General features: G+C 75.4%; 13 protein-coding genes. 8 read left to right on the plus strand and 5 right to left on the minus strand.

Features of this window, described 5'->3' with window-relative positions:
* Positions 1 to 105 precede the first annotated feature (105 nt).
* Complete coding sequence (pcrA, locus tag ACFVHI_RS14095; protein WP_380338909.1) at positions 106 to 2,733, plus strand: DNA helicase PcrA; 2,628 nt, start codon at positions 106 to 108, stop codon at positions 2,731 to 2,733.
* A 25-nt stretch (positions 2,734 to 2,758) separates the two neighbouring features.
* On the opposite strand, the gene ACFVHI_RS14100 is transcribed toward pcrA, so the two are convergent.
* Positions 2,759 to 3,598 carry a M23 family metallopeptidase gene (locus ACFVHI_RS14100; protein ID WP_380338911.1) on the minus strand — a complete coding sequence of 280 codons (840 nt, stop codon included), beginning with the start codon at positions 3,596 to 3,598 and terminating at the stop codon, positions 2,759 to 2,761.
* Between the two features lie 368 nt (positions 3,599 to 3,966).
* Between ACFVHI_RS14100 and ACFVHI_RS14105 the strand changes: the two genes are divergently transcribed.
* Positions 3,967 to 4,374 carry a cobalamin B12-binding domain-containing protein gene (locus ACFVHI_RS14105; RefSeq protein ID WP_063351339.1) on the plus strand — a complete coding sequence of 136 codons (408 nt, stop codon included), beginning with the start codon at positions 3,967 to 3,969 and terminating at the stop codon, positions 4,372 to 4,374.
* Positions 4,375 to 4,455: 81 nt separating this feature from the next.
* Here ACFVHI_RS14105 and ACFVHI_RS14110 read toward each other — a convergent pair whose 3' ends face one another.
* Entirely contained in the window at positions 4,456 to 6,057 is a 1,602-nt protein-coding gene (locus ACFVHI_RS14110; RefSeq protein ID WP_380338914.1) for a DUF5691 domain-containing protein, read from the minus strand.
* Positions 6,058 to 6,109: 52 nt separating this feature from the next.
* Positions 6,110 to 7,408, minus strand: coding sequence for an SWIM zinc finger family protein (locus tag ACFVHI_RS14115; protein ID WP_380338917.1), 1,299 nt, complete (start codon positions 7,406 to 7,408; stop codon positions 6,110 to 6,112).
* A gap of 150 nt (positions 7,409 to 7,558) precedes the next feature.
* On the opposite strand from ACFVHI_RS14115, the gene ACFVHI_RS14120 reads away from it, so the two are divergent.
* The 5 genes from ACFVHI_RS14120 (at position 7,559) to sucD (ending at position 14,639) form a co-directional block, all read left to right on the plus strand.
* On the plus strand, positions 7,559 to 8,671 hold the full coding sequence (locus ACFVHI_RS14120; protein WP_063349017.1) for an AAA family ATPase: 1,113 nt from the start codon (positions 7,559 to 7,561) through the stop codon (positions 8,669 to 8,671).
* Positions 8,668 to 11,076 (plus strand): DUF5682 family protein, encoded by a 2,409-nt coding sequence (locus ACFVHI_RS14125; RefSeq protein ID WP_380338921.1) that lies wholly within the window; start codon positions 8,668 to 8,670, stop codon positions 11,074 to 11,076. Before ACFVHI_RS14120 ends, ACFVHI_RS14125 begins: the two co-directional genes overlap by 4 nt.
* A 20-nt stretch (positions 11,077 to 11,096) precedes the next feature.
* Positions 11,097 to 12,260 (plus strand): VWA domain-containing protein, encoded by a 1,164-nt coding sequence (locus tag ACFVHI_RS14130; RefSeq protein ID WP_063349019.1) that lies wholly within the window; start codon positions 11,097 to 11,099, stop codon positions 12,258 to 12,260.
* Between the two features lie 302 nt (positions 12,261 to 12,562).
* Positions 12,563 to 13,735, plus strand: coding sequence for an ADP-forming succinate--CoA ligase subunit beta (gene sucC, locus ACFVHI_RS14135; RefSeq protein WP_063349020.1), 1,173 nt, complete (start codon positions 12,563 to 12,565; stop codon positions 13,733 to 13,735).
* A 19-nt stretch (positions 13,736 to 13,754) separates the two neighbouring features.
* A complete protein-coding gene (sucD, locus tag ACFVHI_RS14140; RefSeq protein WP_063349021.1) occupies positions 13,755 to 14,639 on the plus strand; it encodes a succinate--CoA ligase subunit alpha in 885 nt (294 codons plus the stop codon).
* 70 nt (positions 14,640 to 14,709) lie between these two features.
* Here the strand turns inward: sucD and ACFVHI_RS14145 are convergent, their stop codons facing one another.
* Positions 14,710 to 16,428: a LuxR C-terminal-related transcriptional regulator gene (locus ACFVHI_RS14145; protein ID WP_380338926.1), complete on the minus strand. Its 1,719-nt coding sequence runs from the start codon at positions 16,426 to 16,428 to the stop codon at positions 14,710 to 14,712.
* A gap of 132 nt (positions 16,429 to 16,560) precedes the next feature.
* On the opposite strand from ACFVHI_RS14145, the gene ACFVHI_RS14150 reads away from it, so the two are divergent.
* Positions 16,561 to 18,060 carry a DUF6350 family protein gene (locus tag ACFVHI_RS14150; protein ID WP_380338928.1) on the plus strand — a complete coding sequence of 500 codons (1,500 nt, stop codon included), beginning with the start codon at positions 16,561 to 16,563 and terminating at the stop codon, positions 18,058 to 18,060.
* A gap of 31 nt (positions 18,061 to 18,091) precedes the next feature.
* Here ACFVHI_RS14150 and ACFVHI_RS14155 read toward each other — a convergent pair whose 3' ends face one another.
* The gene (locus ACFVHI_RS14155) at positions 18,092 to 18,739 is read right to left on the minus strand and encodes a hypothetical protein (RefSeq protein WP_380338931.1); all 648 of its coding nucleotides are present in this window, start codon (positions 18,737 to 18,739) and stop codon (positions 18,092 to 18,094) included.
* Between the last annotated feature and the right edge of the window lie 66 nt (positions 18,740 to 18,805).

Consider the following 18,805-nt stretch of genomic DNA (forward strand, 5'->3'; position numbering starts at 1 on the left):
GCGGCCGAGCCCATGTGCTGCTGAGCCCCGGTCGCGAGCCCGTCCGGTCCGGTTTTCTCCGGGCCGGGCGGGCTTGTCGGTGGGTGGCCATAGACTCGGAGTGCCATGAGTAGCCTCTTTGACGACCTCCCGCTCCCCGGTTTCGAGGCACCCGCCGCCGGGTCGAAGCAGCCCGCCGTGCCCCTCGACGAGGAGCCCCCGCCGTACGAGGACGACGCCCCGTACGAGGCCTACGAGGAGGCCATCCCGGAGGGGCTGTTCCAGACCGACCACGCCGCCGAGACCGCGCGGGACGCCTGGTACCGCAACGGCGCCGTCCGCACGGTGGTGGATCCGGCACAGCTGCTGGAGGGCATGAACGACCCGCAGCGCGAGGCGGTGCTGCACGCGGGCTCGCCGCTGCTCATCGTGGCCGGCGCCGGCTCCGGCAAGACCCGGGTGCTGACCCACCGGATCGCCCACCTGCTGGGCGCCCGCGGCGTGCAGCCGGGCGAGATCCTGGCGATCACCTTCACCAACAAGGCCGCCGGCGAGATGCGCGAGCGCGTCGAGGCGCTGGTCGGCCCGCGGGCCCGGGCGATGTGGGTGTCGACCTTCCACAGCGCGTGCGTGCGGATCCTGCGCCGCGAGTCCAAGGTCCTGGGCTTCACCTCCAGCTTCTCGATCTACGACTCGGCCGACTCGCAGCGGCTGATGTCGCTGGTCTGCCGCGACCTCGACCTGGACCCGAAGCAGTTCCCGCCGAAGTCCTTCACCGCGAAGATCAGCAACCTGAAGAACGAGCTGATCGACGAGGAGACCTTCGCCGACCAGGCCGCCAACCCGATGGAGAAGAAGCTCTCCGAGGCGTACACGCTCTACCAGCGGCGCCTGCGCGAGGCCAACGCGCTGGACTTCGACGACATCATCATGACGACGGTGAACCTGCTCCAGGCCTTCCCCGACGTCGCGGAGCACTACCGGCGCCGGTTCCGGCACATCCTGGTCGACGAGTACCAGGACACCAACCACGCGCAGTACATGCTCGTCCGCGAGCTGAGCGGCGGATCCGTCGCGGCCGCGCCGAAGCGCACCGTGGACGGGGAGTTCGTGAACCCGGCCGCCGGGCGCCTGTCCGAGGTGCCGCCGGCCGAGCTGTGCGTCGTCGGTGACGCGGACCAGTCGATCTACGCCTTCCGCGGCGCGACGATCCGCAACATCCTCCAGTTCGAGGAGGACTACCCGAACGCGACCACGATCCTGCTGGAGCAGAACTACCGCTCCACGCAGACCATCCTGAGCGCCGCCAACGCCGTCATCGAGCGCAACGCCAACCGGCGCGAGAAGAAGCTCTGGACGGCCGGCGAGCACGGCGAGAAGGTCGTCGGCTACGTCGCGGACGACGAGCACGGCGAGGCCCAGTTCATCGCCGACGAGATCGACCGGCTCACCGACGCGGGCGACGCCAAGCCCGGTGACGTCGCGATCTTCTACCGGACGAACGCCCAGTCCCGCGTGTTCGAGGAGGTGTTCATCCGGGTCGGCCTGCCGTACAAGGTGGTCGGCGGGGTGCGCTTCTACGAGCGCAAGGAGGTCCGGGACGTCCTGGCGTACCTGCGGGTGCTCTCCAACCCGGAGGACACCGTGCCGCTGCGCCGGATCCTCAACGTGCCCAAGCGCGGCATCGGCGAACGGGCCGAGGCGATGGTCGACGCGCTGGCCGCGCGGGAGCGGATCTCCTTCGCCCAGGCGCTGCTGCGGGTCGACGAGGCGTACGGGATGGCCGCGCGCTCGGCCAACGCGGTGAAGAAGTTCAACGTCCTGATGGCCGGGCTGCGGCAGGTCGTCGAGTCGGGCGCGGGCCCGGCCGCGGTGCTGGAGGCCGTCCTGGAGGAGACCGGCTACCTGGCCGAACTCCAGGCCTCCACCGACCCGCAGGACGAGACCCGGGTGGAGAACCTCCAGGAACTCGCCTCCGTCGCCCTGGAGTACGAGCAGGACCCGGGCGAGCGGCCCGACGCCGACGAGGAGGGCACCCCGCCGGTCGGCTCGCTCCCCGACTTCCTGGAACGGGTCGCGCTCGTCGCCGACTCCGACCAGATCCCGGACGACGAGGAGGGCCGGGGCGTCATCACGATGATGACCCTGCACACCGCCAAGGGCCTGGAGTTCCCGGTGGTCTTCCTGACCGGCATGGAGGACGGGATCTTCCCGCACATGCGGGCGCTCAACCAGGTCAAGGAGCTGGAGGAGGAGCGGCGGCTCGCCTACGTGGGGCTCACCCGGGCGCGGCAGCGGCTCTACCTGACCCGCTCGGTGCTGCGCAGCGCCTGGGGGCAGCCCGCGTACAACCCGGCCTCGCGGTTCCTGGAGGAGATCCCGGAGGACCTGGTGGAGTGGAAGCGGAGGGGGGCGGCGCAGGCGCCGGCCGCGCGCGGCTTCTCCTCGGGGTCGTCCTGGGGCAAGTCCTCGTCGGGGGGCGGCGGTTCGCGCTCCTCGTCGGGTTCTTCGGGCTCGTCGGCCTCGTCGAAGCCGAAGGCGGGCTGGGGGCAGTCGGCGCGACGCGGCGGCCAGGCCGTCGAACGGGACGCCGTCTCGCTCGCGGTCGGGGACCGGGTCACCCACGACACCTTCGGGCTGGGCACGGTGGTGGGCGTCACCGGCGTCGGCGACCGGGCGCAGGCCACGGTCGACTTCGGCTCGGAGGGCCGCAAGCAGCTGCTGCTGCGCTACGCGCCGGTGGAGAAGCTCTAGAGCGTTTCCCAGGCCGGACGGGGCCTCAGCGGGGGTCGAGCCCGTTCGAGAGGAACCACGGCAGCGGGTCGACCGGCCCGCTGCCGGCTGGGCGGATCTCGAAGTGCAGGTGCGGCCCGGTGCTGTTGCCACTGCTGCCGACGAAGGCGATGACGTCGCCCTGCTTCACCGGCCCCTTGCGGACCTTGTACGCCCGCAGGTGGCAGTACCAGGCCTCGGTGCCGTCGGGCATCTTCAGCACCGTCATGTAGCCGTACGACGGGTTCCACTGGGTGCGGATCGTGCCGTCGGTGACGGCCATCACCTCGGAACCGCCGTCCACCGGGAAGTCGATGCCGGTGTGGCGGTTGGCCCAGTGGGTGCCGGCCTCGCCGAACAGCTCACCGAGGCCGTGCCGGGCGACCGGCATGACCACCTTGGGCTTGACGGGCTCGGCGCTCGGCTGCGCGCCCGGGGTGCCCTGGGCGTCGGCGGGCTGGGCGCCGGCCAGCGGCTGGCGGGCGTCGCCGCGGGAGGCCTGGGCCGGGTCGCCGGCCGCGACCGCCTGCCGGGCGGCCGTCTTGGCGGCCTCGGCGCCGCCGTCGGCCGGGCTGTTCGGGCTGTTCGGGTTGCCCTGGGCGTCCGGGGCGTCGACCGCCGTCCGTGCCGTCCGGCCGGCCGCCTGGGCGTGCTGATCGGCCTCGCCCCGCACGGTGACGGCCGCCGCGGCGGCGACCCCGAGCGCGGCCACCGACGGCAGCGCGACCCGCAGCAGCGCGGTTCTGGTGGCGGCCTTGGCGGCGCCGCGGCGCTGGGTGCGGGACTCCTCGCGGGCGGCGAGGCGCAGCTCCGCACGGGTCGGGCGGGCGGCTGCGTCGGGAGCCATCGGGGGCTGCCTCCTCGGTGGGCCTGGGGCGCGTCGTCGGGCAGGGGAGCGGCGGGGAAAGCGGCAGGGAAAAGCGGTACGGGGGAAGCGGGGAGAAATCAGCCGAGACTGTAGCCGCAAGGCCGACGCCCCGGAAAAACCTCCGGTTGTCAAGAGGTCGGCCGAGGGTCTGTGCGGTGGACGGGTGGACGGGCATACCCACTGGTAGCAAGGCCGGGGGCTGTGACTTTGCCCTCCTCTTGGGAGGTGGCGCGGCCAACCGGGCCGGGTGGCGCTAACCTCCCCTCAGGTTGGTTATTGGCCGTTAACCGCACCCGTGGCCCGCGAGGTCCGGTCGGATGGTGGACGACGAGGTCCAGGAGGCAGTCATGAGTGTGTCGGGGCCGATCCGTGTGGTGGTCGCCAAGCCGGGGCTCGACGGTCACGACCGTGGCGCCAAGGTCATTGCGCGCGCCCTGCGCGACGCCGGTATGGAGGTCATCTACACCGGGCTGCACCAGACGCCCGAGCAGGTCGTCGACACCGCGATCCAGGAGGACGCGGACGGCATCGGGCTGTCGATCCTCTCCGGTGCCCACATGACGCTGTGCGCACGGGTGTTGGAGCTGTTGAAGGAGCGCGACGCGGCGGACATCAAGGTCTTCTGCGGCGGGATCATCCCGGACGACGACATCGCCGAGCTCAAGGCGATGGGCGTCGCGGACATCTTCACCCCGGGCACGTCCACCCGGGACGTCGTGGCCTGGGTCGCGGCCAACCTGCGGGCGGCCGGCTGAGGTTGACGGTGCGGGACGGGCCGGCCCCAGGCTTCGGCGGGGCCGGCCCGTTCCGTCGTTCCGTCGCTTCGGGAACGGGCGTCAGGCGTCGAGTTCGGCGAGCATCGCGGCCCGGAAGCGCAGCGTCCCGGCCAGCCGGGCGAAGGTCTCCGACCAGGCGGAGTCGGGCGCGGCCCCGGCGGCCAGCTCCTCCACGGCGGCCGCCGTCTCCGGGGCGAGCGCGCGTTCCGTCATCCCGAGTACCCCGCTGTGGCTCCACGGGTACGCGCCGGAGCCGGCGGCGCGGGCCAGGGCCGTCACCACGGCGGTGGACAGCGGCGGCGTCCACGGCGTGCCGCAGGCGCCGAGCAGTTGGAAGGCCTCGCCCAGGCCGTGCACCTCGATGAACGCGGCCGTCCAGGCGGCCCGCTCCTCGGGTGGGAGGACGGCGAGCAGCTTGGCGGGGGCGCCGGTGACGCGGGGGGCGCGGGCCCGTCCGGCGCCGCGGGCGGGCGGTGCGGGCGCCGGGCCGAGCAGCGCCCGGGCCCAGTCGGCGTCGTGCTGGCGGACGGCGGCGCGCGCCCAGGCCTCGCGCAGGTCGTCGGCCCAGCTGCTGCTGGTCTCGTCGATGCTGTCGCCGACCCGCAGGGCGAGCAGCTGTTCCGGTGTCAGGCCGGTGCTCTCGGGCCAGAGCCGCAGCGGCGCGGCGGCGATCACCTCGCCGAACCACCAGGCCCGTTCGCCGCGTCCGGTGGGGGATTTGGGCGGTATGCCGTCGCGCTGCATGGCCGCGTCGCACTCGGCGGGCGGGGTGACCAGCAGGTGCGTCCCGGCCGCGGCGAGGCGGACGGCGGCCCTCGCCCGCTCGGCCATCCGCCGGGCGAGGGCCGAGCCGGGCAGGGTGGAGAGCAGTTCGGCGGCGGTGGCGCGGACGTTCTTGCTGCGGTCGCTGAGGGCGGCCTCCAGGAAGGGTTCGTCGGCGGCGGAGAGGCCGTCCTGGAGGGCGTCCAGGAAGAGCAGGCGGTCCTCGGCGCGCTCGGTGGACCAGGTGCCGCTCAGCAGCTCCAGGCCGGCGGCCGGATCGCGGCGGCGCAGCAGGGTGAGGTGGGTGACCCGCTCGGCGAACAGGCCCTCGTGCCACAGCTGGTGGTCGACGGGCCCGCCGGGCTGCTCGGCCGGGTCGGGGGCGGCTGTGCGCAGCACGAAGCGCCAGTCGGGGTTCTGCTCGGCCAGCCAGCGGCCCAGCGGTCCGGCCAGCGCGACGGCGTCGGAGCGCAGTTCGCTGCGGGCGCGGGCGGCGTCGAGCAGGCCGGGTATCAGTGCGCCGGGCGGGCGCAGACCCCGGGCGCGGGCGGTGGCGAGCCACTGCGGGAGCAGTTCGGCGAGGTTGGCCAGGGTGGCGCCGCCGCTGCCGCCGGACCGGCCGGCCAGCAGGACGGCGAGCCGGCGGGCGGCCGCCGCGGGCAGCTCGGGGCGCCCGTCCTCGGGCGCGGGCGGGCCGGGCGGTCCGGCGGCGGGGACGGGCAGGGCGCCAGCCCGGCGGCGGACGGTGGCGAGGGCGGCCAGCTCCAGCAGCGCGGTGGCCGGGTCGGCCTGGTCGACGGTGTCGGCGAGCGGCAGGGTGGTGGCCGGGAGCGGGCGGCGGTCGGTGCCGAGCAGGGCGGTTGTGTGCAGGGTCTCCCACGGGTCCTGGGTGATCGTCATCTTCGGTGCTCCTGAGGTGTGCTCGGGCGTGTCCTGATCCACAAGGCACGCCCTAGACGGTGGTGAGGCCGATCGGGCGGTCGTGGCCGGCCCAGGCCGTGACCGGGGCGAAGCCCTGGTGGCCGTACTCGCCGAAGACCGTCAGCGGGCGGCCGGTGGAGACCGCGGCCAGCCGCCACAGGGCCGCCTCCGGGAGGGCCGAGGTGCGGACGGGCAGGGTGTGGTGGCCGTCCGTCAGGTACCAGCCGTCCGGGGTGCGGACGGGCACGGCGCCGGTGAGGACGGTCGGCCAGCTGTCCAGCCACGGGTCGTCGGCGACGGCGGTGCCGTAGCCGGCGACCGCCTCGGCGACGGTGAGGCCGTCGGGCGGGCCGGCCGGGCCGGGCTCGGGGGCGCCGTAGCGGGTGCCGAGGGCGGCGCGCAGCGGGCGGGCGCCGGGGTGGAAGGCGAGGTCGGCCTCCAGCAGGTGGCCGGTGGGCAGGGCGAGGTCGGGGGCCTGGCCGGGGCGGCCGAAGGCGAGCAGCAGGGCGGGGCGGCCGGTCTTGGCGCCGCGCAGCCAGACCCGGCGGGTGGTGAGCCGTTCGTCGGCGGAGTCGCGGCTGCCGAGCACCTGCCAGCGGTCGCGCACGGTGGGGCCGGCCAGGATCTCGGCGGTGTCGGTGGGGTAGCCGACCCGGGTGCGGACGGTGGCGGCCAGTTCGGCCGGCAGTTCGTCGACGCGGGTGGCGGCGGTGGCGAGCAGGTGCAGCATCGCGTACTCCTCCAGGAGCCGGTCCTGCGGGGCGGCGTCGAGTTCGCGGACCCGGGTGGCCAGGCCGGGGGCCTGGGCGTCGACCATTCGGGCGGCGACCTCTTCCCAGGGCCCGGCGGTGGACTGGTCGGCCAGGCCGTGCCGGATCCGGTCGGCCAGGCGCAGCCGCAGCTCGGCCGCGCCGGCCGCCACCCGGGCACCGCGCCGCTCGGCCCGGCGGCGGGCGGCGGCCGGGTCGGCGGGGGGCGCGGCGCGCTTCTCGGCGCGCTCCTCGCGGGAGGTGAGCCAGTCGGCCGCCCATGCGGCGGGTTCGGCGGCCGGGACGGCCTCCGGGGCGCCGCTCCACAGCAGGAGGAGCCCGAGCGCGTGCTTGCACGGGAACTTCCGGCTGGGGCAGCTGCACTGGTAGGCGGGCGTGGCGAGTTCGATCACGGTGCGGTACGGCGTGCTGCCGCTGCCCTTGCACTCGCCCCAGAGCGCGGTGCCGTCGGTGCCCGCCCCGGACCAGGGCGCGGGCGAGGAGAGCTTGCCGGCCGCCTTCTGCGACGCGGCGTCAGGTGCCAGGTACAGGACGTGTTCGGTGCTCCAGCGTTCCTCCATGCGACCGACGGTAGGCGGCGGCACTGACATCGGCTGACCGCCCGTCGGGAGCGCCCCGGGGTTTGTCAGTGCCGGGGTGCAGGGTGGTTCCCACAGGCCGGGACGCCGGCCCCAGCTCCCCCCGATCACCCTGCCGCCGAGGGCACCCGTGTGCCCGGCGGCCGACCCGAAGGAGCCCCCGTGACCGACGTTCTGCGGCAGCATGCCGAGGACGCCTTCGCCGGTGAACTGGCCGCGCTGGCCGCGCAGGACGACCGTCCGCGCCCGGAGCGCTGGAAGCTCTCGCCGTGGGCCGTGGCGACGTACCTGCTCGGCGGCGAACTGCCCGACGGCACCCCGATCACCCCCAAGTACATCGGCCCGCGCCGGGTGGTGGAGGTCGCCGTCACGACCCTGGCGACGGACCGCGCGCTGCTGCTGCTCGGCGTGCCCGGCACCGCGAAGACCTGGGTGTCCGAGCACCTGGCCGCGGCGATCAGCGGCGACTCCACCCTGCTGGTGCAGGGCACCGCCGGCACCCCGGAGGAGGCCGTCCGGTACGGCTGGAACTATGCCCGGCTGCTCACCGACGGCCCGAGCCGGGACGCCCTGGTGCCCTCGCCGCTGATGCGGGCGATGGCGGACGGCAAGCTCGCCCGGATCGAGGAACTGACCCGGATCCCGGCCGACGTGCAGGACAGCCTGATCACCATCCTGTCCGAGAAGACGCTGCCGGTGCCGGAGTTGGGCGGCGAGACGCAGGCGGTGCGCGGCTTCAACGTGATCGCCACCGCGAACGACCGCGACCGCGGCGTCAACGAGCTGTCCAGCGCGCTGCGCCGGCGGTTCAACACCGTCGTGCTGCCGCTGCCGGGCTCGCTGGAGGAGGAGGTCGACATCGTCACCCGCCGGGTGAACCAGCTCGGCCGCTCCCTGGAGCTGCCCGAACTGCCCGGCGGCGCCGAGGAGATCAGGCGGGTGGTCACCGTGTTCCGCGAGCTGCGGGCCGGGATCACGACGGACGGGCGGACGAAGGTCAAGAGCCCGAGCGGCACCCTCTCCACGGCGGAGGCGATCTCGGTGGTGGCCAACGGCCTCGCCCTGGCCACTCACTTCGGGGACGGCGTGCTGCGCGCCGGGGACGTGACGGCCGGCATCCTCGGCGCCGTCGTCCGGGACCCGGTGGCGGACCACGCGGTGTGGCGCGAGTACGTCGAAGGGGTGGTGCGCGAGCGCGACGGTTGGAAGGACTTCTACCGGGCCGCCCGCGAGGAGGTGCGATGACCGCGGACGTCGCGCTGCTCGGCATCCGGCACCACGGCCCGGGCTCGGCCCGGGCGGTGGCCGCCGCGCTGGAGCGGTGGCGGCCGGACGCGGTGCTGATCGAGGGCCCGCCGGAGGCCGACGGCATCGTCCACCTCGCGGCCGGGAACGGCCTGGTGCCGCCGGTCGCGCTGCTGGCCCACGCGGTGGACGACCCGGCGAGGGCCGCGTTCTGGCCGTATGCCGAGTTCTCCCCGGAGTGGGTGGCGATCCGCTACGGCGTCGAGCGGGAGCTGCCGGTCCGCTTCATCGACCTGCCCGCCGGGTACGGCCTCGGCCCCGCCGCCGAGGCCGCCGAGGCGGGGGAGGCCGGGGAGCCGGGGGAGCCCGCCGGGCCGGTCGCCGACCCGCTGGCGCTGCTCGCCGAGGCGGCCGGGTACGACGACCCGGAGCGCTGGTGGGAGGACGTGGTCGAGCACCGCGCGCCCGGTGCGGGCGGCGCGGACGACCCGGACGGACTGGCGCCGTTCGCCGCCGTCGCGGAGGCGATGGCGGCGCTGCGCGCGGAGGGCCTCGGCGAGTCCCGGCGGGACGAGCTGCGCGAGGCGTACATGCGCCAGCAGATCCGGGCCGCCCGCCGCGCCGGGCACCGCCGGATCGCCGTGGTGTGCGGGGCCTTCCACGTGCCCGCGCTGGCGGTGCTGCCGACGGTCGCGCACGACCGGGCGCTGCTCGCCGCACTGCCGCGGAAGGTGCGGACGGACATCACCTGGGTGCCGTGGACGCACCGCCGGCTCTCCCAGGCCACCGGCTACGGCGCGGGCGTGCAGTCACCGGGCTGGTACCACCACCTGTTCGGCACAGAGGGCGATCCGGTGCCGCGCTGGCTCGCCCGGGCCGCCGAACTGCTGCGCGCCGAGGACCACCCGGTCTCCTCCGCCCACGTCATCGAGGCGGTCCGGCTCGCCCGCACGCTGGCGGTGCTGCGCGGCCGCCCGCTGGCCGGCCTGACCGAGACCCTGGACGCCGTCCGGGCGGTGCTCTGCGAGGGTTCGGACGTCGCCCTGGAGCTCGTCCGGGACCGCTTGGTGGTCGGCGACGCGCTCGGCGAAGTCCCGGACGCGGCACCGGCGGTGCCGCTCCAGCGGGACCTCACCCGCTGGCAGCGCACGCTGCGGCTCAAGCCCGAGGCCGCGCCGAAGGACCTCGACCTTGACCTGCGCAAGGACACCGACGCGGCCCGCTCGCGGCTGCTGCACAGGCTGCGGCTCCTGGGTGTCGACTGGGGCGTGCCGGCCCGCTCGGCGGTCAACTCGACCGGGACGTTCCGGGAGAGCTGGCGGCTGTGCTGGCAGCCCGAGTTCGCGGTCCGGATCGCCGAGGCCGCCCAGTGGGGCACCACGGTGGAGGAGGCGGCGACCGGCAAGGCCGTCGGCACCGCCCGCGCCGCCGCCGAACTCGCCGAGCTGACCGGCCTGGTGGAGACCTGCCTGCTGGCCGGGCTGGCCGGCGCGCTGCCCGCCGTGATGCGGGTGCTCGCCGACTGCGCCGCGCTGGACACCGACGTCGCGCACCTGGCCGGGGCGCTGCCCGCGCTGGTCCGGGCGCTGCGCTACGGCGACGTGCGCGGCACCGACCACGGCGCGCTCGGCGAGGTCGCCACCGGCCTGGCCGACCGGATCTGCGTAGGGCTGCCGCCCGCCTGCGTCGGGTTGGACGCCGAGGGGGCGGCGGCGATGCGCGGCCGGCTCGACGAGGTGCACGGCGCGATCGGCCTGCTCGGCCCGGCCGCCCGTCCGGAGCCGGACGCCCCGGAAGGCCCGGACGCCCCGGACGAATCAGCGGGCCCGGGCACCCCGGCAGCCTCCCCGGGCCCGGACGGTTCCGAGGCCCTGGCCGACCGCTGGGCCGCCGCCCTGCGCTCGCTGGCCCGCCGCGAGCCGGCCGGCGGCCCGGCCACCGGCGCCCCCGGCCTGCTGCGCGGGCGCGCCGTCCGGCTGCTGCTGGACGACGGGCGGCTCGACTCCGAGGAGGCCGCCGGCCGGCTGCGGCTGGTCCTGTCCACCGCCAACGCCCCGGCGGACGCGGCCGGCTGGATCGAGGGCTTCCTCACCGGCGGCGGCGCCCTGCTGCTGCACGACCCGCGCCTGCTCGCCCTGCTCGACGAGTGGCTGACCGGCGTGCCCGGCGAGGTCTTCACCGACGTCCTGCCGCTGCTGCGCCGCACCTTCGCCGGGCTGGAGGCGGGCGTCCGCAGCACCATCGGCGGCCGGGTCGCGGCTGGCCCGCTCGGCGAGGCCCCGGCGGCCCCGACCCCGGGCGGCACCCTCGACCCGGCCCGGGCCGACGCCGCCGTCCCGGTGGTGGCCCTGCTGCTCGGCGCCCGCCCCCGGATCCCCCGGCAGGCCGCCGGCCGCAACACCTGACACCCGTGAAGGAGGACCTGATGGCGACCACGACCGACGAACGGCTGCGCCGCTGGCGGCTGGTGCTCGGCGGCGAGGCCGACGGCACCGGCTGCGCCCTGCGCGGCCGGGACGCCGCGATGGACGGCGCGCTGGCCGCGCTCTACCGCGGCGCGCCCGAGGAGGGCGGCCGGGGGGCCCGCGGCGGCCGGCGCAGCGCCGGGCTGGGCGGCTCGGCCCCGCAGGTGGCGCGCTGGCTGGGCGACATCCGCGAGTACTTCCCGTCCACCGTCGTCCAGCTGATGCAGCAGGACGCGATCGCCCGGCTCGGCCTGGAGCGGCTGCTGCTGGAACCCGAGATGCTGGAGGCCGTCGAACCGGACGTGCACCTGGTCGGCACCCTGCTGTCGCTCAAGCACGCGCTGCCCGAGACCACCCGGGAGACCGCCCGGGCCGTGGTCGGCAAGGTGGTCGCCGATCTGGAGCGCCGGCTCGCCGACCGCACCAGGGCCACCCTGGGCGGCGCCCTCGACCGCAGCGCCAAGGTCAACCGGCCCCGCCACCGCGACATCGACTGGGACCGCACCATCCGGGCCAACCTGAAGAACTACCTGCCCGAGCACGGCACCGTCGTGCCCGAGCGGCTGGTCGGCTACGCCCGCGCCCAGCGCGCGGTGAAGAAGGACGTCATCCTCTGCATCGACCAGTCCGGCTCGATGGCCCCGTCGGTGGTGCACTCGGCGGTGTTCGGCGCGGTGCTCGCCTCGATGCGCACGCTGGACACCCGGTTGGTCGTCTTCGACACCTCGGTGGTCGACCTCACCGAACAGCTCACCGACCCGGTCGACGTCCTGTTCGCCACCCAGCTCGGCGGCGGCACCGACATCAACCGCGCGCTCGCCTACTGCCAGTCGAGGATCACCCGGCCGTCCGAGACCGTGGTGGTGCTGATCAGCGACCTCTACGAGGGCGGCATCCGGGACGGCATGCTCAAGCGCGTCGCCGCGATGAAGGCGGCCGGCGTCCAGTTCATCGCCCTGCTGGCGCTCTCCGACGAAGGTGCGCCCGCCTACGACCACGCCCACGCCGCCGCCCTGGCCGCCCTGGGGGCCCCGGCCTTCGCCTGCACCCCGGACGCCTTTCCGGAGATCATGGCCGCGGCGATCGAGAAGCGCCCGCTGCCGGTGCCTGACCAGGGAGTGTGAGGATTCACCCGGACGTGCGAACCGGCCGACCGGCGGACGGGGGGTGCGCCGACCGCCCCCGTAGGCTGTCTGTGACGGTTCTCACCACGGACGGGCAGGCCCCGGGCGAAACAGTCCCGTCGTACGGGGATAACCTGCCAGACGGACGTGACGCGCGTGTTGATTGACGTGTGCGCCCGTGGCTGTGTGGGCCGCAAGGCCGTACCTCTGCGTACCCGCACCGCCCCGACGACCCGCAGCGAAGATCCTGCCGTGGCACGCTCGTAGAGACACAATCCGCGACCACGAACAAGGACAAACACGTGGACCTGTTCGAGTACCAGGCGAGGGACCTCTTCGCCAAGCACGGTGTGCCCGTGCTTGACGGTGATGTGATCGAGACCGCCGCAGACGCTGCCGCCATCGCGGAGCGCTTCGGCGGCCGCGCCGTCGTCAAGGCTCAGGTGAAGGTGGGTGGCCGAGGCAAGGCCGGTGGCGTGAAGCTCGCCTCCGACCCGGCTGACGCCGTCGCCAAGGCCGAGGCGATCCTCGGCATGGACATCAAGGGCCACACCGTCCACAAGGTGATGCTGGCCCAGACCGCGGACATCAAGGACGAGTACTACGTCTCGTTCCTGCTGGACCGCACCAACCGCACCTTCCTGGCGATGGCCAGCGTCGAGGGCGGCGTGGAGATCGAGGTCGTCGCCGAGGAGAACCCCGACGCGCTCGCCAAGATCCCGGTCGACGCCAACGAGGGCTGCACCCCGGAGAAGGCCGCCGAGATCGTCGCCGCGGCGAAGTTCCCGGCCGAGATCGCCGACCAGGTTGCCGACGTCCTGCAGAAGCTGTGGAAGGTCTTCATCGCCGAGGACGCGCTCCTCGTCGAGGTCAACCCGCTGATCAAGTCCGGCGAGGGCAAGATCATCGCGCTTGACGGCAAGGTCTCGCTGGACGAGAACGCCGAGTTCCGCCAGCCCGAGCACGAGGCCCTGGAGGACAAGGCCGCGGCCAACCCGCTGGAGGCCGCCGCCAAGGCCAAGGGCCTGAACTACGTCAAGCTCGACGGCCAGGTCGGCATCATCGGCAACGGCGCGGGCCTCGTGATGAGCACCCTCGACGTGGTCGCCTACGCCGGTGAGAACCACGGCGGCGTCAAGCCCGCCAACTTCCTCGACATCGGCGGCGGCGCCTCCGCCGAGGTCATGGCGAACGGCCTGGAGATCATCCTGGGCGACCCCGACGTCAAGTCGGTGTTCGTCAACGTCTTCGGCGGCATCACCGCCTGTGACGCGGTCGCCAACGGCATCGTGCAGGCCCTCGCGCTCCTGGAGAGCAAGGGCGAGAACGTCACCAAGCCGCTGGTCGTCCGTCTGGACGGCAACAACGCGGAGCTGGGTCGCAAGATCCTCGACGACGCCAACCACCCGCTGGTCCAGCGCGTGGACACCATGGACGGCGCCGCTGACCGCGCCGCCGAGCTGGCCAACAAGTAAGGAAGGGGACTTTCACACCATGGCTATCTTCCTTACCAAGGACAGCAAGGTCATCGTCCAGGGCATGACCGGCTCCGAGGGCATGAAGCACACCCGCCGCATGCTCGCCTCCGGCACCCAGATCGTCGGCGGTGTCAACCCGCGCAAGGCCGGCACCACGGTCGACGTCGACGGCACCGAGGTGCCCGTCTTCGGCGGCGTCGCCGAGGCCATGGAGAAGACCGGTGCCGATGTCACCGTCATCTTCGTGCCGCCGAAGTTCACCAAGGACGCCGTCGTCGAGGCCATCGACGCCGAGATCGGCCTGGCCGTCGTCATCACCGAGGGCGTTCCGGTGCACGACACCGCCGCCTTCTGGGCGTACGCCGGTTCGAAGGGCAACAAGACCCGGATCATCGGCCCGAACTGCCCCGGCCTGATCAGCCCCGGACAGTCGAACGCCGGCATCATCCCGGCCGACATCACCACCTCCGGCAAGATCGGTCTGGTCTCGAAGTCGGGCACCCTGACCTACCAGCTCATGTACGAGCTGCGGGACATCGGCTTCTCCTCGGCCGTGGGCATCGGCGGTGACCCGGTCATCGGCACCACCCACATCGACGCCCTCAAGGCGTTCCAGGAGGACCCGGAGACCGAGCTCATCGTCATGATCGGTGAGATCGGCGGCGACGCCGAGGAGCGTGCCGCGGCCTACATCGCCGAGCACGTCACCAAGCCGGTCGTCGGCTACGTCGCGGGCTTCACCGCCCCCGAGGGCAAGACCATGGGCCACGCCGGCGCCATCGTCTCCGGCTCCTCGGGTACCGCCCAGGCGAAGAAGGAGGCCCTCGAGGCCGCCGGTGTCAAGGTCGGCAAGACGCCGTCCGAGACCGCCCGCCTGGCGCGCGAGATCATCGCCGGCTGACGTCGGTCGACTGCGTAGCGAGCGCCCCTGCCCGTGAAGGGCAGGGGCGCTCGCGCGTTCGCGGACGCCGTCAGTGCGGTGTCGACCCGGTCGTGCACGGCAGCGGTGACCACAGCGGGCAGACCTCCGGGCCCTGCGGCGGCGGGGCGCCCGCCCCCCGGGCGACCGCCGGCAGCTCCCACCGCGCGGCGGCCTGCGGCGCCGACTCCATCACGACCGCCTCCACTCCCGGCGTCGGGCTGCACCACAGGCTGCGGACGACGTTCGGCGGCCCGCCCGGCAGCGCCGGCACACCCGACACAACAGGCGCGCCCGGCACGCCCGCGTTCGCCGTCGACAGGCACATCGCCGGCTCCGGCGGCTCCGGGGAGCGGAACAGCGTCACCGGCCGGATCCCCACCAGCGTCGCCAGCGCCGCCCCGCCCACCGCCGCCGTCAGCAGCGCCGCCGCCCCCGTCCGGCTCGCCGTCCACAGCCGGTGCCGGGCCAGCAGCACCGGCACCGGCGGCCGGTGCGGCTGCGGGCAGCCCCGGACCGCCGCCCGGTGCAGCAGCCCGCTCAGGCCGTCCGCGAACCCCGGTGCCGCCGGATCCGGCCCCAGCAGCTCCGGCACCCACCGGGCCAGCGCCACCCGGGCCGCCCACACCCGCCCCTCGGCCGCCGCCAGCGTCGACTCCACCTCCACCGCGACCGCCGCCGCCGGCAGGCCCAGCCCGTCGTGCAGCACCAGCGCCCGGCGCTGCGGCCGGGACAGCCGCCGCAGCGCCTTCAGCAGCGCCCGGTCCCGGTCGGTCAGCCGGTCGTGATCGGGCAGCACCGCCTGCGACTCGTCCGCCGGCCGTACCCGGATCCGCCGGTGCGGCAGCTTCCAGGCGTGCATCCGCCGGGGCCCGCCCCGGTGCCACGGGGACAGCGCCAGCTCGCACGCCCGTACCCGTACCCACCCTTCCGGATCCCCCGTCGCGGCCACCTCCGCCCAGCCCCGGCGCGCGGCCCCGAACGCCAGCCGGACGCAGTGCGCCGCCCGGTGCCGGCAGGCGGTCAGCAGGAACATCTGCTGCACCAGCCGGGTGTGCGCCTGCTCGTACAGCTCCTCGAAGCTCCCGGCCGGCCCGGCCCGCTCGTCGTCGGCCGGCGTGGCCGCGTGGGCGGGCCGCCCGGTGCCGGCGGCCGGGTCGTCGGGTCGGGCCTGCGCCGCGGGCGGGGTGTCGCGGGTGCCAGGCGGTGTCATGGTGGCGGCGGGTGTGCTGATGCTCCCTCCCGGGGCGTTCGGGGCCGCCTGGGCGCTAGCGGCGTCGGTGGCGTGGGCGTGGGCGTGCGCGGGGGCGGGGTGGGTGGCCTGGCCGGGGTGCTCTCCTCCGGTGCCGAGGACGGGCGGGCGCGGCGGCGCGGGGTCGGGGGTACGGGGGGCGGCGGCAGGGTCCGCCTGGGCGTCGCCCGGCGCGTCGGGGCCGGGTGGTGTGGGGCCGGGTGGTGCGGGGTCGGGGCTCTTCGGGCGGGCGGTGGTGAGGGCGACGGCCTCGGCCTCGGTGGCCGCGCCGAGTTTGCGCATGGCCCGCTGGACGTAGCTGCGGGCGGTGGCCGGGGTGACGCCGAGGGCGGCGGCCGCCTGCGGGAGGTCGCGACCGGCGGCGAGGTGGGCGAGCACCTGGGCCTCACGGGGCGTCAGTTTCCCTAGGGGGCGCGCCGCGTCCTGGTCGGGGCGGGTGGCCCGGGGTTTGCGGGGGCGGTTCTCGGGGGTGGGGGAGTCGGCGCCGGCGGGGTGTTCGGCGGTAGGTGGCGTGGTCATCAGACGCTCCGGGCCGGTGCGCCGGCGGCTTGGGGATCGGGTCTGAAAATGCGCATAAGCCAATAATCTGGGACACGGCGGCGGTTTGCCGCTTCACGGGGCATGGCGAGTCGCCTTGGCACCATGAGGCGCATGACGCAGCTGATGGGCCGTCCGATCCTGGAACTGCCGGGCGAATTGGGCGGACGCCCGTTGCCGGCCGACCTGTTGGCGGGGGTGCGGACGGCACTGGTCGGCCTGGCGGTGGTCGGGGTGCCGGTGCTCGGACTCTGGGTGGCGACGCCGTACGCGGACAACGGGGCGACCGGCGCCACCCGGTTGGCGGGGGCGCTGTGGCTGCTCGGGCACGGCGCGCCGGTGCTGCGGGGGGACGCGGGCGCCCCGCTGACCGTCACCCCGCTGCTGCTGGGCGTGCTGGCGGTGGCTCAGCTGTACCGGGCCGCCGCCGCGGTGGCGTCGCGGCGCGGGCCCCGGCCGCGCTGGGGCGGCCCGGCGGCGGTCTGGGCGGGCTACTGCGCGGTCGCGGTGGCGGTGGTGCTGCACTGCACGGGCGCCGGGCTGTTCCGGGCCAGGGTGCTGCCGGACGTCCTGGTGGTGGGGTTGCTGGCCGGGCTGGCGACGGCGGCGGGCGCGCGTTCGGCCCGGGCCGCCGGCCCCGACGCCCCGCCCCGCCGCCCGGCGTGGCCGCTGCTGGACCGGCTGCCCGCGCCGCTCCGACCGGCCGGCGGCGCGGCGGCGGTGCGCGGCTCGGTGCTGGCGGCCGGGGCGGGCCTGGTGGCGGCGGGCGGGGTGCTGGTGGCGGTGGCGGCGGCGCTGGACGCGGCGGTCGGGGGCGGGCACGGGATGGCGGTGCTCGGGCGCGGGCCGGCGGCCCTGGTCGGGCTGCTGCTGCTCGGGGTGGTGCTGCTGCCGAACGCGGTGCTCTGGGGGACGGCGTATGCCCTGGGCCCGGGGTTCGCGGTGGGTTCCGGGACGGTGGTGGCGCCGGGCGGCACCGTGCTGGGCCCCGTCCCGGAGTTCCCGATGTTCGCCCTGCTGCCGGCGGAGGGCCCGGGTGGCTGGCGGCTGGCGGCACTGCTGCTGCCGGTGCTGGCGGGGGTGGTGCCGGCGGTGCTGCTGGGCCGGGCGGCGGCCGGCCCGCGCGCAGCGGCCGAGGCGGGGTCCGGGACCGGCGACGGGGACGGCAACGGGGGCGGCGACGGACCGTGGCCGCTCGCGGTGACGGTGGTGGTGGTGCTGGTGGCGGCGCTGCTGACCGGCGTCGCGGTGGCGGCGGCGAGCTGGCTGGCGGGTGGCGCGCTGGCGGGCGGCCGGATGGCCCGGCTGGGGCCGGCGCCCTGGTGGACGGGACCGGCGGCGGCGGGCTGGTTCGCGCTGGTGGCCGTGCCGGGCGCGCTGCTGGTGCGCCATCGGGCGCTGTGCCCCGCGACCGTCCCGGAGGCCGACGAAGGGGTTGACGGAGAGGTTGACGGGCAGACCGCCGAGGAACTCGACGCGGACGCCGACGAGGAGGCCCTGCCCGCCGCCCGCGCCCGGTCGGCCGAGCGGCTGCGCCGGGGGGTGCTGCTGCTGCGGGCCCGCGGGTACGCCGCGGTGCTGCGCCTGGGCGGGCGGGGCCCCGGAAGTGATTAGGGCGTGTCCGGCAAGATCGGCCGGACCGGGCCTAGCCGGCGTTCCCGGTGAAGTCGACGTACCACTTGGGCGCGAACCGGTCGCAGTTGTCGGCGCCGACGGAGGTCAGCGAGTCCCGGACGCAGGTGACGTAGTCGTTGTAGTACATCCCGAGGCCGATCACCGAGGTCGCGACCACGACGGTCATCGCGCCGGTGAGGATTCCGGCGAGCGCGGCCGGGGTGAGCGGGTTCGGGGTGGCGGGCTGGCGGGCGGCGGTCTGGGGGGCGGCGCCGGTGACGGCGGCGGCCGGGGCGGGCTTGGGGGTCCGCAGCGCGCTGATGCCCCACACGATGCCGAGCGCGCCGACGAACAGGGCGGCCCAGTGGAAGCCGGCGAACAGGCAGACCAGCGCGAGCGGCCCGGCCAGTGCGGCGTTGCGGGCCCGGCGCTGGGCGGGGTCGGCGGGGTCGAGCTTGGGCGGCTGCGGGGCCGGTGGGGTGGGGCGGCCGTCCTCGGGCCGGCCGGGGCCCCAGGGGTGCGGCGGCGGGAGCTGCGGGCGTTCGCCGGCGCCCTGGCCGCCGGTGCCGTCCGGGCCCTCGCCGGGCCAGGGGTTGCGCGGCTGCCACGGCTGGTCCGGGGCATCCGCCGGCGGCGGCGCGAAGGGGTTGCGCTCGCCGGTGTCGTCACCGCTGCTCATGGTTCAGCCATTCCTTCTCGGTCGGGGCGGCGGTCTCCCGCCTTCCCTATGATCCCGCAGCCGTTC

The organism is Kitasatospora sp. NPDC127121, from assembly GCF_042677305.1.
Lineage (GTDB): Bacteria > Actinomycetota > Actinomycetes > Streptomycetales > Streptomycetaceae > Kitasatospora.

Coding starts and splice junctions, on each gene's coding strand:
- pcrA (WP_380338909.1), top strand. CDS start 106: ATGAGTAGCCTCTTTGACGACCTCCCGCTCCCCGGTTTCGAGGCACCC.
- ACFVHI_RS14145 (WP_380338926.1), bottom strand. CDS start 16,428: ATGACCACGCCACCTACCGCCGAACACCCCGCCGGCGCCGACTCCCCC.
- ACFVHI_RS14125 (WP_380338921.1), top strand. CDS start 8,668: ATGACCGCGGACGTCGCGCTGCTCGGCATCCGGCACCACGGCCCGGGC.
- sucD (WP_063349021.1), top strand. CDS start 13,755: ATGGCTATCTTCCTTACCAAGGACAGCAAGGTCATCGTCCAGGGCATG.
- ACFVHI_RS14155 (WP_380338931.1), bottom strand. CDS start 18,739: ATGAGCAGCGGTGACGACACCGGCGAGCGCAACCCCTTCGCGCCGCCG.
- ACFVHI_RS14130 (WP_063349019.1), top strand. CDS start 11,097: ATGGCGACCACGACCGACGAACGGCTGCGCCGCTGGCGGCTGGTGCTC.
- ACFVHI_RS14100 (WP_380338911.1), bottom strand. CDS start 3,598: ATGGCTCCCGACGCAGCCGCCCGCCCGACCCGTGCGGAGCTGCGCCTC.
- ACFVHI_RS14115 (WP_380338917.1), bottom strand. CDS start 7,408: ATGGAGGAACGCTGGAGCACCGAACACGTCCTGTACCTGGCACCTGAC.
- ACFVHI_RS14150 (WP_380338928.1), top strand. CDS start 16,561: ATGACGCAGCTGATGGGCCGTCCGATCCTGGAACTGCCGGGCGAATTG.
- ACFVHI_RS14110 (WP_380338914.1), bottom strand. CDS start 6,057: ATGACGATCACCCAGGACCCGTGGGAGACCCTGCACACAACCGCCCTG.
- ACFVHI_RS14105 (WP_063351339.1), top strand. CDS start 3,967: ATGAGTGTGTCGGGGCCGATCCGTGTGGTGGTCGCCAAGCCGGGGCTC.